Annotated in this window: 13 protein-coding genes, 2 tRNA genes and 1 pseudogene; 8 read left to right on the forward strand and 8 right to left on the reverse strand. The window is 68.8% G+C overall.

Annotated features, from left to right (window positions below):
- The 6 genes from ligD to trpD form a co-directional block, all read right to left on the reverse strand.
- Positions 1 to 2,023 (reverse strand): DNA ligase D (gene ligD, locus RMP08_RS09870; protein ID WP_310468826.1); only part of this gene is annotated, 2,023 nt, incomplete at its 3' end.
- Between the two features lie 86 nt (positions 2,024 to 2,109).
- A complete protein-coding gene (locus RMP08_RS09875) occupies positions 2,110 to 2,985 on the reverse strand; it encodes a Ku protein (RefSeq protein WP_310468827.1) in 876 nt (291 codons plus the stop codon).
- A gap of 34 nt (positions 2,986 to 3,019) precedes the next feature.
- Positions 3,020 to 3,799 (reverse strand): tryptophan synthase subunit alpha, encoded by a 780-nt coding sequence (trpA, locus tag RMP08_RS09880; protein WP_310468828.1) that lies wholly within the window; start codon positions 3,797 to 3,799, stop codon positions 3,020 to 3,022.
- The gene (trpB, locus tag RMP08_RS09885; protein WP_310468829.1) at positions 3,796 to 4,950 is read right to left on the reverse strand and encodes a tryptophan synthase subunit beta; all 1,155 of its coding nucleotides are present in this window, start codon (positions 4,948 to 4,950) and stop codon (positions 3,796 to 3,798) included. Before trpB ends, trpA begins: the two co-directional genes overlap by 4 nt.
- Positions 4,941 to 6,314: a bifunctional indole-3-glycerol-phosphate synthase TrpC/phosphoribosylanthranilate isomerase TrpF gene (trpCF, locus tag RMP08_RS09890; protein WP_310468830.1), complete on the reverse strand. Its 1,374-nt coding sequence runs from the start codon at positions 6,312 to 6,314 to the stop codon at positions 4,941 to 4,943. The genes trpB and trpCF overlap by 10 nt, the downstream gene beginning before the upstream one ends.
- Positions 6,307 to 7,392 carry an anthranilate phosphoribosyltransferase gene (gene trpD, locus RMP08_RS09895; RefSeq protein ID WP_310468831.1) on the reverse strand — a complete coding sequence of 362 codons (1,086 nt, stop codon included), beginning with the start codon at positions 7,390 to 7,392 and terminating at the stop codon, positions 6,307 to 6,309. The genes trpCF and trpD overlap by 8 nt, the downstream gene beginning before the upstream one ends.
- 6 nt (positions 7,393 to 7,398) lie before the next feature.
- On the opposite strand from trpD, the gene RMP08_RS09900 reads away from it, so the two are divergent.
- Entirely contained in the window at positions 7,399 to 7,563 is a 165-nt protein-coding gene (locus tag RMP08_RS09900) for a hypothetical protein (protein WP_310468832.1), read from the forward strand.
- 40 nt (positions 7,564 to 7,603) lie between these two features.
- Here the strand turns inward: RMP08_RS09900 and RMP08_RS09905 are convergent, their stop codons facing one another.
- Complete coding sequence (locus RMP08_RS09905; RefSeq protein WP_310468834.1) at positions 7,604 to 9,109, reverse strand: PAS domain S-box protein; 1,506 nt, start codon at positions 9,107 to 9,109, stop codon at positions 7,604 to 7,606.
- A 148-nt stretch (positions 9,110 to 9,257) separates the two neighbouring features.
- Between RMP08_RS09905 and RMP08_RS09910 the strand changes: the two genes are divergently transcribed.
- The 7 genes from RMP08_RS09910 to RMP08_RS09940 all read left to right on the forward strand — a co-directional run bounded on the left by RMP08_RS09910 (position 9,258) and on the right by RMP08_RS09940 (position 12,673).
- Positions 9,258 to 9,331, forward strand: a tRNA-Gly gene (locus RMP08_RS09910).
- A gap of 250 nt (positions 9,332 to 9,581) precedes the next feature.
- A tRNA-Tyr gene (locus RMP08_RS09915) sits at positions 9,582 to 9,667 on the forward strand.
- Positions 9,668 to 9,806: 139 nt separating this feature from the next.
- The gene (locus RMP08_RS09920; protein WP_310468835.1) at positions 9,807 to 10,370 is read left to right on the forward strand and encodes a helix-turn-helix transcriptional regulator; all 564 of its coding nucleotides are present in this window, start codon (positions 9,807 to 9,809) and stop codon (positions 10,368 to 10,370) included.
- Positions 10,371 to 10,437: 67 nt separating this feature from the next.
- Positions 10,438 to 10,785 (forward strand): hypothetical protein, encoded by a 348-nt coding sequence (locus tag RMP08_RS09925; RefSeq protein ID WP_310468836.1) that lies wholly within the window; start codon positions 10,438 to 10,440, stop codon positions 10,783 to 10,785.
- A gap of 51 nt (positions 10,786 to 10,836) precedes the next feature.
- Positions 10,837 to 11,277, forward strand: coding sequence for a hypothetical protein (locus RMP08_RS09930; RefSeq protein WP_310468837.1), 441 nt, complete (start codon positions 10,837 to 10,839; stop codon positions 11,275 to 11,277).
- A gap of 38 nt (positions 11,278 to 11,315) precedes the next feature.
- Complete coding sequence (gene rlmB / locus RMP08_RS09935) at positions 11,316 to 12,056, forward strand: 23S rRNA (guanosine(2251)-2'-O)-methyltransferase RlmB (RefSeq protein WP_310468838.1); 741 nt, start codon at positions 11,316 to 11,318, stop codon at positions 12,054 to 12,056.
- Entirely contained in the window at positions 12,056 to 12,673 is a 618-nt protein-coding gene (locus RMP08_RS09940; RefSeq protein WP_310468839.1) for a DNA-3-methyladenine glycosylase 2 family protein, read from the forward strand. Before rlmB ends, RMP08_RS09940 begins: the two co-directional genes overlap by 1 nt.
- A gap of 1 nt (position 12,674) precedes the next feature.
- Here RMP08_RS09940 and RMP08_RS09945 read toward each other — a convergent pair.
- A pseudogene (locus tag RMP08_RS09945) lies at positions 12,675 to 13,433 on the reverse strand (hypothetical protein); the annotation flags it as partial.

Genomic DNA, 13,433 nt, shown 5'->3' on the forward strand with positions numbered 1-13,433 from the left:
CGAAATCGAGCCCGACGTCGGGATCGAGATCGAACACCAGCCGGTCGGGATGCTCGACCCGGTCCGAGCGACTGCCCCAGCCGTGGAACTCGATCGTCCCCATCTGCACGCACTGGAGCAAGCCGCGAACGTCCTCGAACCATAAATAATCCTCGAGGTGACCGTCCTTCTCCTTGATCGGCACATGTTTGACCTGGTCGCCCATCGATCCGGTGTCGTGCTTCTGGAAGAAGCAATGCTTGCCGCGCCCCTGCGGGCAGCGGATCAGCGTCACCGGGCGGCGACCGGTGTCGACCATCATCAAGGCTTCGATCGTCGCGTAATAATCGGCCAAGTCGCCTTTGGTCAGGCCGTCCTCGGGATAGATCACGCGGTCAGGGTTGGTGATCTTGATGCCGAAGCTCGCCGCGGTCGCCTGCTCGCCCTTCTTCTCCGCCGGTTTGAGCTTGGCCGGCGTCTCGCGCACGACATCCTTGGCCGGCTTGTCCTCACGCAGGCCGATGAAGCTTGGGTGACGCAGGATGCCGTCGCTGGTGAATTCGGTGAACGCGATCTCGGCGACCAATTTGGGCTCGATCCAGTGCGCGCCCTTCTTTTCGGTGCGCGGGACATCGAGCGGCGGGGCCTTCACTTCGAGCGGCTGCATCCGCTCCATCAGGCTTTCGATGCCTTTGGTATCGAAGCCGGTGCCGACCTTGCCCGCGAATTTGAGCGCCTTGCCCTCGCGCAATCCCAGCAGCAGCGAGCGGAAGCCACGGCGCTTGTCGCTCTCCGTCCAGCCGACGACGACGAACTCCTGGCGCTGGATGCATTTGACCTTGAGCCAATTGCGGCCACGCGTGCCGCCGTACGGCGCCGAGGCTTTCTTGGAGATGATCCCCTCGCCGCCCTCCTTGCAGATCGCGTCGAACAACGCTTCGCCCTTGGCGACGATGTGGTCGCCGTAGAGGATCGGCGGGCTGACCGCTTTCAAGAGCGCGGCGAGCCGCTCCTTGCGCTCGATGTTGGGCAGTTTGCGAATGTCCTCGCGGCGGTCGACCAGCAGGTCGAAGGCGTAGAATGCGAGGTTGGCGCCCGTGCTCTCCTTGAGCGTCGACTGGAGCAGCTGGAAACTCGGCTTGCCGTTGTCGCCTAAGGCCACCGCTTCGCCGTCAATTAGGCAGCCGGCGGGCAGGCTCGCGGCGGCGTTGACCAAAGCGCGGAACTTGTCGCTCCAGTCCTTGCCGTTGCGCGTCCACGCGGTCGCCGCTCCGTCCCCGGTCGCGATCAGCAGCCGGTAGCCGTCATATTTATACTCGTGGAGCCAGTCGGAGCCGGTCGGCACCGCGTCGACCAATGTGGCCAGCTGCGGCGGTAGAAATGGCGGGGGAGCGGTCGCGGCCTTTTTCTTCGCGCGCCCGCCTTTCTGACCGCCGCGATTGGAGCGCCAGACGTCCGCGCCCGAGGCGATCTCGGCCATCGTGCGATCGGTCGTAACGCTGGTAACGTGCGTTTCGACCAAGGCATCGCCGGCCTCGGCGTCGGCGAATTCGTCGGTGACTTTCTTGAGCATCCACGGCTCGGCCTTCTCGCCGGCCTTGCCTTTCAGGCGGAACATCACCCAGTCGCCTTTCATCCGCTCGCCCTCGAGGCGGAAATGGAGGTGCCCTTCCTCGATCGTCTTCGAAGGGTCCTTGCCCGGCTCGGGGATCCATTTGCCGCGGTCCCACAGCATCACCGTGCCGCCGCCATATTCGCCCTTGGGAATGGTCCCCTCGAACGTTCCGTAATCGAGCGGATGATCCTCGGTGCGCACCGCCAGCCGGTTCTGCCCGGGGTCAAGGCTTGGGCCCTTGGGCACCGCCCAGCTCTTGAGCACGCCGTCCAATTCGAGGCGGAAATCCCAGTGCAGGCGCGAGGCGTCATGCTTCTGGACCACGAAGCTGTCGCCCGTGCCCTTGAGCTTGCGTCCCTTCGGCTCCGCGGTCTTCTTGAAATCGCGCTTGGCGTTGTAGGTCGCGATGTCGAGCGGGCGCCTAGCCATGCGTCCCTACCTCCGTTCGTCCCGAGCGAAGTCGAGGGATGTGTCTCGACTTCGCTCGACACGAACGGTGGGGGGAAAGGCCATCCTCATGCCCGCTTGCGCGCCGGAGCCTTCTTGGCTGGCGCGGCGGCTTTCTTGGCGGGGGCCTTTTTCGCCGCCGGCTTCGCTTTCTCATCGCCGCCCAAACTCTTCTTCAGCGCCGCCATGAGGTCGATGACGTTGGAGCCGCCCGAACTCTTCCCGTCGTCGGGGTCCTGGATCACCAGCTCGCCCTTGCGCTTGCGCTTTTCGGCGATGAGGCCCTTCAGCGCGTCGACATAGCGGTTGTGGAATTCGGACGCGTCGAACTTGCCGGCCTTTTTCTCGATCAAGGTCGAGGCGAGGTCGAGCAAATCGGCGTCGGGCTTGTCGTCGCCGATTTCGCGGAAATAGGACGACGCCTTGTTGACCTCGTCGGCATAACGCAGCGTCTCGAGCAGCATGCCGCGCCCGCACGGCTTGAGCGCGACGACATATTCCTGCCCGCGCATCGCAAGCTGCCCGACGCCAACTTTCTTCGCCTTACGCAGCGCCTCGCGCAGCACGATGAACGCCTCCTCGGCGAGGTCGTCGGCGGGGACGACGAAATAGGGCTTGTCGAAAAACATCGCGTCGATGTCCGACAGATCGACGAACTGGACGAGGTCGACGGTCTTGCGGCTTTCCAGCTTGACGCTCTCGATCTCCTCCGGCTCGAGCAGGACATATTCGCCCTTGCTGACCTCATAGCCCTTGATGATCTCGTCGCGGTCGACCGGGCCGATCCCGGGCACGACTTTTTCGTACTTGATCCGCTTGCCGCTCGGCTCGTGGATTTGGTGGAAGGCGATGGTCGCGCCGCTCTTGGTCGCCGAATAAATCTCGACCGGGATCGAGACCAGTGCGAGGCGGATTTGTCCGCGCCAGATAGGTCTCGCCGCCATGCCAATCGTCTCCCTGGTTTCGGAGCCGATTCAATCAACGCGGGGGAGAGTCGTTCCGTGTCGCCGCCTTGAGCGAGGAAACAAACCCCGCGACATCGCCGCCCTCGGACGCCAGCGAGACGATCGCCGAGCCGCTGATGACCCCAGCCGCGCCGGCTGCGACCGCCGCGCGGACATGGACTGGCGCCGATATGCCGAAGCCGAAGATCGGCGGCGCGGCGCGAGCATCGCGCAGCGCTGCGATCAGGTCTTTGTCGAACTCGGCGGCGGCGTGGACGCCGGTGATCCCGGCGCGGGTCACGCAATAGGTGTAGCCCGATCCGATCCGCGCGATCTCGGCGATGGTTGCAGGCGGCGTGTTGGACGCGGCGATCAGCACCGGGTCGAGGCCGGCCACGCGCATGTCCGTCGTCCATGGCTCGGCTTCGCGCGCGGGCAAATCGGCGACCAGCAAACTGTCAGCACCTGCCCCAGCCGCGCGGCGGAAAAAGTCTTCGCGGCCGCGGGCGATGACGAGGTTGGCATAAGTCAGGATGCCGATCGGGATCTGCGGATGGCGGGCGCGGAAGGCCGCGATCAGCGCGAAGCAGTCGGCAACCTTGGCCCCGGCATCGAGCGCGCGCTTGGCCGCCGCCTGGATCACCGGCCCGTCGGCGACTGGATCGGAGAACGGGATGCCGACCTCAACCATATCGGCGCCGAGGTCTGGAAGCGCTTCGAGCAAGTTGGCGGTGGCCGGGTCGCCCAGCATCACGAACGCGCCCAGGGCCCCTTCCCCGCCGAGCTGCGCGAACATCGCGGCGTAGCGGCTCATGCGAGCAGCGCCTGGGCCTGCGCGACGTCCTTGTCGCCGCGCCCCGACAGGCCGACCAGCAGGATCGCCTCGGGCTCCTTCTCGGCGAGCTTCAATGCGTGGGCCAGGGCGTGGGCGCTCTCGAACGCGCACAAGATGCCCTCTTTCTCGGCGAGCAGCTTGAACGCGGCTAGCGCCTCGGCGTCGGTGGCGCCGACATAATCCGCGCGCCCGCTGTCCTTCAAATGCGCGTGCTCGGGGCCGACGGCGGGGTAATCGAGCCCGGCCGAGACCGACCAGCTGTCCGAAATCTGCCCGTCCGCGTCCTGCAGCACGTAGGTCTCGGCGCCGTGGAGGATGCCGGGGCGGCCGCGCAGCAGGGTCGCGCCATGCTCCTCGCCGTCGAGGCCCTTGCCCGCCGCCTCGACCCCGATCAGGCGCACGTCCTGGTCGTCGAGGAAATCGGAGAACAACCCGATTGCGTTGGAGCCGCCGCCGACGCAGGCAATCACCGCGTCGGGGAGGCGGCCGAGTTGGGCGAGCATCTGGGCGCGGGCTTCCTTCCCGATGACCCGCTGAAACTCGCGCACCATCAGCGGGAACGGGTGCGGGCCGGCGACCGTGCCGAGCAAATAGTGCGTGTCCGCGAAACTCGCCGACCAGTCGCGCAGCGCCTCGTTGATGGCGTCCTTGAGGCCGCGCCCGCCGCTCTCCACCGGCACCACTTCGGCGCCCATCAGCTCCATCCGGAATACGTTGAGGCGCTGCCGTTCGACATCGTGCGCGCCCATGTAGATGCGGGTGTCGAGCCCGAGAAGCGCGCCGGCCAGCGCGGTGGCGACGCCATGCTGGCCGGCGCCGGTCTCGGCGATCAGCCGGCGCTTGCCCATGCGCCTGGCGAGAAGGCCCTGGGCGAGCACCTGGTTGGTCTTGTGCGCGCCGCCGTGGAGGAGGTCCTCGCGCTTGAGATAGATCGTGTCGGGCAGGTTGCGGCAGCGGGTCAGCGGGGTCGGACGGCCGGCGTAATTGGCGAGCAGGCCATCGAGTTCGGCGGTGAATGCGGGGTCGGCCTGGGCGTCTAGGAACGCCGCCTCGAGCTGCTCGAGCGCGGGCACGAGGATTTCAGGCACGTAGGTGCCGCCGAACCGTCCGAAGCGGCCGCTCAGGCGCATTGCGCGAGCTTGTCGCGGGCGGCGGGGCGCAGCGCGTCGAACAGCGCCGCGATCTTGGTCGGCGACTTGACGCCGGGCGACGAATCGACCGCCGAGCCAACGTCGATGGCATAGGGACCGAGCGCCATTGCCGATGCCGCATTCGCGGTTCCGATTCCGCCGGCGATCAGGGCGCGGGGCAAGTTGGGGTGGGTCGCGACGGCACCCCAATCGAAGCTTTGCCCGGAGCCGCCATTGCCATTGTCGAACAGCAGCCGGTCAACGCCGTGGCGGTGCAGCGGGTCACGGCCGACACTGACCGCGCCCCAGATTTCGCAGCCCACCGGAAGCAACTGGCGCAGTCCGGCGACATAGTCACGATCCTCCTGCCCGTGGAGCTGGACCGCGTGGAGCGACAAGTGCGCGGCGGTTTCGGCAACCTCGGCGGCGGGGGCGTTGCGGAAGATGCCGACGGGTTTCGGCCCTTTGCCAATCAGCGCGCGTGCCTGCTCGACAGTCACCGCGCGCGGCGTTCGCGGCACGAACACCAGCCCGGCGAACGCGGCCGGCATCGCGGCTGCAATGTCCTCTGCACGGGTGAGGCCGCACAGTTTGACGCGCCCGAAGACCAAAGCGCGAGCGGCCTCGGCGGGATCGTCGGCGCGCATCAGGGCGCTGCCGACGAGGAAGCCGTCGACCTTGCCCGCCAGGCGCTCGACATGGGTGCGGGTGGCAATGCCCGATTCGGACACGAGCAGGCGGTCGGGCGCCAGCCTGGCGAGCCGCTCGGTGGTAGCGAGGTCGATCGAGAGGTCGCGCAGGTCGCGGTTGTTGATCCCGATTAGCGGCGCGCCAAGGCTTAGCGCGCGGCGCATTTCGGGCTCGTGGTGGACCTCGACCAACGCGTCCATGCCGAACCGCCGCGCTTCGGCGATCATTTCCCGCGCTGCTGCGTCGTTTAGCACCGACAGCATCACCAGCACCGCGTCGGCCCCGGCGATGCGCGCCTCGGCGACCTGGCGCGGATCGACGAAGAAATCCTTGGCGAGAATCGGCCAGTCGAACTCGGCGCGGGCAGCGGCGAGGTCGGCCAGCGAGCCGCCGAAGAAGGCGCCGTCGGTGAGCACGCTGAGCGCGTCGGCGACGCCCGCGTAACCCCTCGCAAGCGCGGCGGGGTCGGCCCCCGCGCGGATTGCGCCCTGGCTCGGCGAGGCTTTCTTAATCTCGAGGATGAAGCGCGCGCCGGGCCGCGCGATCGCCGCCGCCAGGCTGCGCGTCGTCGGTTCGGCCCGGCCCCGCAGCGCGTCGAGCGACACGCCGGCGAAGCGCTGCGCCAGCTCGGCGCGCTTGGCCGCGACGATCTCGCCCAAGATGCCGTCAGCCATTGCTGGCCTCGACGAAGCGGTCGAGCACCTCGCCCGCCGCACCCGAGGCGAGCGCGTCGGCGGCCAGTGCGACGCCGTCCTTGAGGGTTGACGCGCGGCCCGCAGTGAGCAGCAGCGCACCGGCGTTGAGCGCGACGATATCGCGCTCGGCCGCCGCCCCGGCGCCATGCAGCAAGGCGTGGAGCCGCGCGCCGTTCTCGACCGCGTCGCCGCCGGTGACGACGCTCAGCGGGGCGCGCGCGAGCCCGGCTTGCTCAGGGGTCAGCTCGATCTCCTCCATCGCGCCGTCGGACAATTGGATCGCGCGGGTTTCGGCGTGAAGCGCGACTTCGTCGACCCCGCCGCCATGCACCACCAGCGCTTGCCGCACGCCCATGGCATCGAGCGTTTGGGCGATCCGCCGCAGCATCCTGGGGTCGGCGACGCCGAGCAATTGCACCGGCGGCCGCGCCGGGTTCACGCATGGCCCGAGCAGGTTCATCACGGTGCGCACCGACAGCTGGCGGCGGACCAGCGCGGCGTGCTTCATCCCCGGGTGGTAGGCGGGGGCGAACAGGAAGCAGAAGCCGATCTCGTCGAGCACACGGCGCGCGGTGGCGGGCGCCACGTCGAGTTTGGCACCGAGCGCTTCGAGCACGTCGGCCGAGCCGCACAGCGAGCTGACACTGCGGTTGCCGTGCTTGGCCACCGGCAGCCCTGCCGCGGCGGCAACGAACGCGGTGGCGGTCGAGACGTTGATCATCCCCGATGAGTCGCCGCCGGTGCCGCAGCAATCGGCGAACAGATAATCGGGGCGCTCGAACGGGGCGGCGGCGGCGGACAAGGCCCGCGCGGCGCCGATCATCTCCTCGGCGGTCTCCCCCTTCATCCTCAGCGCGATCAGCATGCCAGCGATCTCGGCCGGCTCGAGCTTGCCGAGCACGAGGCGCTCGAACAGGTGCTCGCTGTCCTCGCGGGTGAGGTCCTCGCCGGCGAGCAGGCGCGGAAGCGGGTTGGGGACCGGAGTGGAGTGAACGGCGGGCGAGGTGACGGCGGGCGCGGCGATTGGCGCGCGGGCAAGCGAAAGGTTGAGGCTCATGTCGGGATGCACCTGAATAAAAAAGCCCGCCGGAAGGCGGGCGGGCAGTCGATGATCTGGGAAGAACGCCTAGATCAGTCGCGCCATCGCGCCGCAGTGGTCGCGGGCCGCCACCAGGTGACGGTCGAAGCGGCGGCGGCGATCTGCGGGCAGTGCATAAGTGGCTGGTAGGCGATGCTTTTGGGCGGCGTCAAGCGGCGCGGCGAAATCGTCACGCGGCCTTGGCGCGGTCGGGGGCGCCGCGGTGGCGGGCGCCGGTGATGCGGTAGTTGAGCCCGGCCGGCTCGAACCGGATCTCGGCCTTGCCTCCCGATTCGAGCTCCATCGCGCGCTGCAGGATGCGCATTCCGAAGCCCTTGCGGCTGGGCGCCACGGCCGCCGGCCCGCCGCGCTCGACCCATTCGAAATCGAACCTTGTGTCGTCGCCCGCACTCTCGTTCCAGCGCAAGGCGACAGTTCCGCCGGGGACCGACAGCGCGCCATATTTGAATGCGTTGGTGCACAGTTCGTGGACCGCGAGCGAAACCGTGATCGAGGTTGACGAATCGATGCACAGCTCGGGGCCGGCGATGCTGATCCTCTCAAACGGCGCGGCGCAACCGGTCAACGCTTCGGTGACGATATCGCCGAGCAACGCGGCCTGGCCGCTTTGCGCGTGGAGGATCTCGTTGGCCTTGGCGATCGAATCGAGGCGCTTGTCGAAGATCGCCTGCGCGGTCGCGAGATCGGCGGCCGAGCCGAAACTGAGGTGGGCGATGGCGCGCACGACCGCCAGGATGTTCTTGGCGCGGTGATTGAGCTCGGCGAGCAGCAGCGCCTGCAGTTCCTCGGCGCGGCGGCGCTCGTGGACGCGGCCGACCTGGGCCCCGATCGCGCGCGCCGACAGCAGCAGCGCCGGCTCAGGCGGGCGCGGGCTGACCGAAAAGAATTCGAGCACCGCGATGCAGCGGCCGCCGCTCATTACCGGGAATGCGAAGCCGCTGGCGAAACCGAGCCCCTTGCGGAGGAAATTGTCGGCGTCCTCGAGCACCGACAGCCACACCGGCTGGCCGCTGTCCAGAACCTGCCCGGGCAGCCCGATGCCGCGTTCGAAGGCGATTGCGGCGGTCGCCTCGACCAGCGGCCGCGCGACCTCGTGCGCGCCCGTGCTCCACACCGCGGAGCGCAAGGCGCAGTCGTCGTCATCGACCAGCAGCGCATGGCCGACGGGCCAGTCGGCCAGCTCGCAGATCGCGTCGAGGGTGGCGACCAGCGCCTGGTCGAAACTGGCGTCGCGGCCAGCCAGCTCACTCAGCTCGAGCATCAACCGGCTCTCGCGCAGCTGGAGCTCGACCTGCGCTTCGGCGTGGCGCCGCTCGGAAATATCGCGGAGGAAGCCGACGAACATCTCGCGCCCTTCGCGGCTGACGAGGGTGATCGACAGCTCGACCGGGATTTCCTCGCCGTCGCGGCGCAGCCCGGTCAGCTCGAGCCGTTGGTCGAGGACGTGGGCGACGCCGTCGGCGTTGTAGCGGGCGAGGCCGCGGTGATGCGCCTCGCGCATCGCGGGGGGGACGATGAGGTCGCCGAGGTTGCGCCCGATCGCCTCGTCCGCGGTCCACCCGAAGATGGTCTCCGAATGATGGTTCCAGGCGCGGATGATGCCCTCGCGGTCCATCACCACCACCGCGTCGAGCACGGTGTCGAGGATTGGGCGCAGGATCGTCTCAATCGGCATTGCGGCTGGATAACCCCCTGAACGGCAAGCAAAAGCGCGCGCCCGTAACGACCTAGCGCGGGGCCCCTGCCGGGCGCAAGCTTTCGCGGTGCTGAATGCGGGCGCGGTTGACGCCAGCGGCGCGGCGATGGCAATGCCGCTGACCGGCGCGGGTGTAGCTCAATGGTAGAGCAGAAGCCTTCCAAGCTTACGACGAGGGTTCGATTCCCTTCACCCGCTCCACGCGCAGGCAACGCGAGAGCGCGCTTAAAGTCCTTATTGTCCCGTTCGCGGCGACCATTTTCGTGTCTTTAGGGGACTAAGCGTCCGGACCGACTCGGGCAGGCTGAGTGTCTCACATCTTTTCTAATGTAGGACAGCGAAATCGGCGGCTTTCTGTCATGGGCCCCGGGTCGCAGCCCGGGGCAAAGCAGCCGTCGGCCGCTTTGGTTGACAGTTTGGGGGTGCCCCGCCATTTGCCCGCCTGCCGTCTGGAGAGGTGGCCGAGTGGTTAAAGGCAGCAGACTGTAAATCTGCCCGCGCAAGCGTACGCTGGTTCGAATCCAGCCCTCTCCACCACAACCACAGGACGGGTTGGAACCAGGCAGCCAATCGCCCATTGTGGTATTAATCGTTACGATATTGGCGGTTTTTAACGAAGAGGCGTAACATAGGTTAGACTTGGGCGGGCCGGCCCGGGTCGCTAGGAGAATGCTCGGTGCCCGAATACGCGGATGAACCCGCGGAGATCGATCGCGAGCTTGCTGCGCGCGTCGCCCGGCTGAGCGCGGGGCAGCTCGATTGCCTGCGGCTGGTCGACCAGCATTTCTCGTCCAAGGAAATCGCCGCCGAGCTGGCGATCTCGCCCCACACCGTCGACCAGCGGGTGCGCGGCGCGCTGCACATCCTCGGCGTCGAGCGGCGCAGCCAGGCGGCGCGCCTGGTGGCGCGGCATGCCGGGCCATATCAACGCTTGATACATCAATCACCGCACCTTGAGCGCGGCCCGAACCACGCCCAGCACGACGGGGCGGTCAGTCTTCAGATTCGGCACGCTGATCGTGCAGGGGGGGCCGGTGGTCCGGTCTTCATCACCGAGCAGAGGAACGGGCATCTCCGGTCTTCCCTGCCTTTGCCGTTCGCCACGAGGAGCAACCCCCGGAATGAGATGAGCGTCGGCACCCGGCTGCTGTGGATCGTCCTGATCGCGATCGGAGCTGCGTTTTCGGCGGGCCTCTATCTCGCCGGGCTCGAAAGCCTCGCCAGGCTCCTCAACAGCTAGCGTTTCCGAAGCCATCCTCGGCCCGACAATCATCCCCGCGCCATGCCGCGCCGGGGAAGGAGCAGACATGCGCAAACAAATGATCGAGAATGCCGCTTTCGACGTCGCCGCCCAGGTCCGCGCGGTGGAAGACACGATCGACGCCGCCCTGGCCGAAATCGCCGAGCTGCAGGGCCGCATGATGCGCGCCCGCTCGCTGTCCGGGGTCGGCATCGCGACCGGCCATGAAGCGTTGGAGAAGCTCGCCGGGACGGTCACCAGCCTGGTCGGCGCGCGCGGCTCGATGGCCGCCTGCCATGCCGCGCTGATCGACGCCAAGGGCCGCGTCCCCGGGCTGCGCACGGTGTCCTTCGGCGACGGCGAAGAATGCCCGCCGCCCAAATCGCTCGACCGCGGCCTGCGCGTGGTTGCCTGATAGCCGCCGGCCGGGCCGCGCGCTAATCAGGCGCCGCGACCCGGCCGGACCATGCCCATGCCCTACCTCAATTACTTCCATGTCATCCTGCTCGCCGTGTGCGCCTATGCGCTGATCGCGGGCAGGAGCGACGAGCGCGCGGTGGCGATCACCTGCCTGCTCGCCAGCCTCGCCACGCGGCTGATGATCTCGCCGGTCGGCGACCGCTATTCGGGGGTCGAGATCGGCGTCGCGCTGGTCGACCTCGCGACCTGGGCGGCATTCACCGTGGTCGCACTGCGCTCCGACCGCTTCTGGCCGCTGTGGATCAGCGGGCTGCAGCTGACCACCAGCCTCGCCCACATCTTGAAAGCGATCAACAGCGACCTGTTCCCGATCGCCTATGCCGCCGCCGGGCGGATGTGGGTCTATCCGATCCTGATCATCCTCGCCGTCGGGACCTGGCGCCGCGCCGCGCGCGAGCGACGAGCGCGCGAGTTGGCGCCGGGCTGACCCTTGCCACACCGGGCCGACGCCCGCATTGGGATGCGATGGCACGGCACAAGCGCGGCAACCGCGACGGCTCCCCTTCCCGCCCCCGCCTGTGGGGCCGCCACGCGGTCGCCGCGGCGCTCGACAACCCCGCGCGGCGGGTGTTGAAGGCATGGGCGACGCACGAGGGGGCGGCGGCGATGCAATTCCCGCCGGGCCTCGCGCTGACCATCGCCGACGGCGCCGACCTCGGACGCCTGGTGCCCAATGACGCGCCCCACCAGGGGGTAGTGATCGAGACCGAGCCGCTCGAGGACATCTGGCTCGGCGATATCCTGTCCGAAGCCGGCGAGCGGTCGGTGGTGCTGGTGCTCGACCAGGTCACCGACCCGCACAATGTCGGCGCGATATTACGTTCGGCGGCGGCGTTCGGGGCGGCCGGGATCGTCACCCAGGACCGCCACTCGCCGCCCGAAAGCGGGGCGCTGGCCAAGGCCGCTTCAGGCGCGCTCGAGCGCGTGCCGTGGGCGCGCGTGGTCAACCTTGCCCGCGCGCTCGACGAAATCGCCGAGGCGGGGTTCTGGCGGATCGGGCTGGCCGGCGAGGCGGCGATGGATTTGAAGGACGCGCTGGGGCCGCCGCGGGTGGCGCTGGTGCTCGGCGCCGAGGGGCCGGGGATGCGCCAGAACACGCGCGAGCATTGCGACGCGCTGGCGCGGCTGCCGATCGCCGCCGAGGTCGAGAGCCTCAACGTCTCCAATGCCGCCGCGGTGGCGCTGTATGCGGCGAGCATCGGCTGATGGTGCGCACCCGCGACAGCCTCCATGCCAGCTTCGACGCGCTCGCCGCGCGCGAGCCGGGGTTTGCCGCCGCGCTCGAGCGCCATGGCCGGCCCGAGCCGAGGACCAGCGAGCCCGGCGCGACGACCTTGCTGCGGACGATCGTCGGGCAGCAGGTCAGCGTCGCCGCGGCGCGCTCGATGTGGGCCAAGCTCGAGGCGGGCTTCGGCGCCCCGCCCGACCTCGCCAAACTGGCTGCCGCGAGCGACGAGGACCTGCGCGCGGCGGGTCTGTCGCGGCAGAAAGCAGGCTATGCGCGCAGCCTGGCGTCACTCGTGCTGTCGGGCGAGCTCGACCTCGCCAATTTGCCGGCCGACGACGAGGAGGCGATCGCGCTGCTGACCAAGGTCAAGGGGATCGGGCGGTGGTCGGCGGAAATCTATTTGCTGTTCGCGGAAGGGCGCGGCGACGTGTGGCCGGCGGGCGACCTTGCGGTGCAGGTCGAGATCGGGCGGCTGCTGGGAATGGCAGAGCGGCCGTCCGAGAAGGCCCTGCGCGAGCTCGCCGAAGCGTGGCGGCCGCACCGCGGGGCGGCGGCGGTGCTCGCCTGGCACAGCTATAATTCGGACGTGATCTAAGCTACTTACGCACCTTGATGCCGAGCGGGCGGGCGTTGAGGCCGCGGAACTGGCGCGCCCCGAGGTCGAGCCGCAGCGGCGCCATCTTGTCGTTGCCGCCGTCGCCGTCGCGGCCGACCAGGAAGCTGAGCGAGGTCTGGCCCTCGCTGCCGCCGCCATAGCGGTACAGAGCGTTAAAGCCGATCAGCGGCACGAACAACACGCGCCCGCCGATCTCGAACTCACGGATCTGCTGGCGGGTCAGCGCGACCATGCTCTTGAGCGCGATGCGCGCCAGCGGCATGACCAAGGCGACGCGCTCGCCCTGCCCGACCGGGTTGGTGAAGAAGGTGCGGATTTCCTCGTCCTGCGCCGGGCCGGCGTTGAACATGCACGCCTCGACCAGCACATCGCGCGCGGGGGCGCTGCCGCTGTTGTAGACGTCGACCTCGAACTCGATGCTGGCGTGAACCTCGTCGACCACCGCGCGGATCGGGGTGAATTCGAGCTCGAGCCAGGGGCGCAGGCGGGTCGAGGTGACCAGCCCGGGGGTTGCCGGCGGCGGCGCCGGGGCAGGCGCGGGCGCGGCAGGAGCAGGCGACGGCGCTGCGGACGGCGGGGCGACCAGCGGCGCCGCGGGCGCGGCGCGCTCGAGCGGACGGGCCGCGGGCTCGAGTGGCGGCCCGCCGGCGAGCGCCGGGCGCCAGCGCGGGCGCAGCGCGAAATACATAGCGGTGGCGACGACCAGCAAGGCGGCGAGCAGCCACGGCCACAGCGGCGG

Source organism: Sphingomonas sp., from assembly GCF_031426035.1.
Lineage (GTDB): Bacteria > Pseudomonadota > Alphaproteobacteria > Sphingomonadales > Sphingomonadaceae > Sphingomicrobium.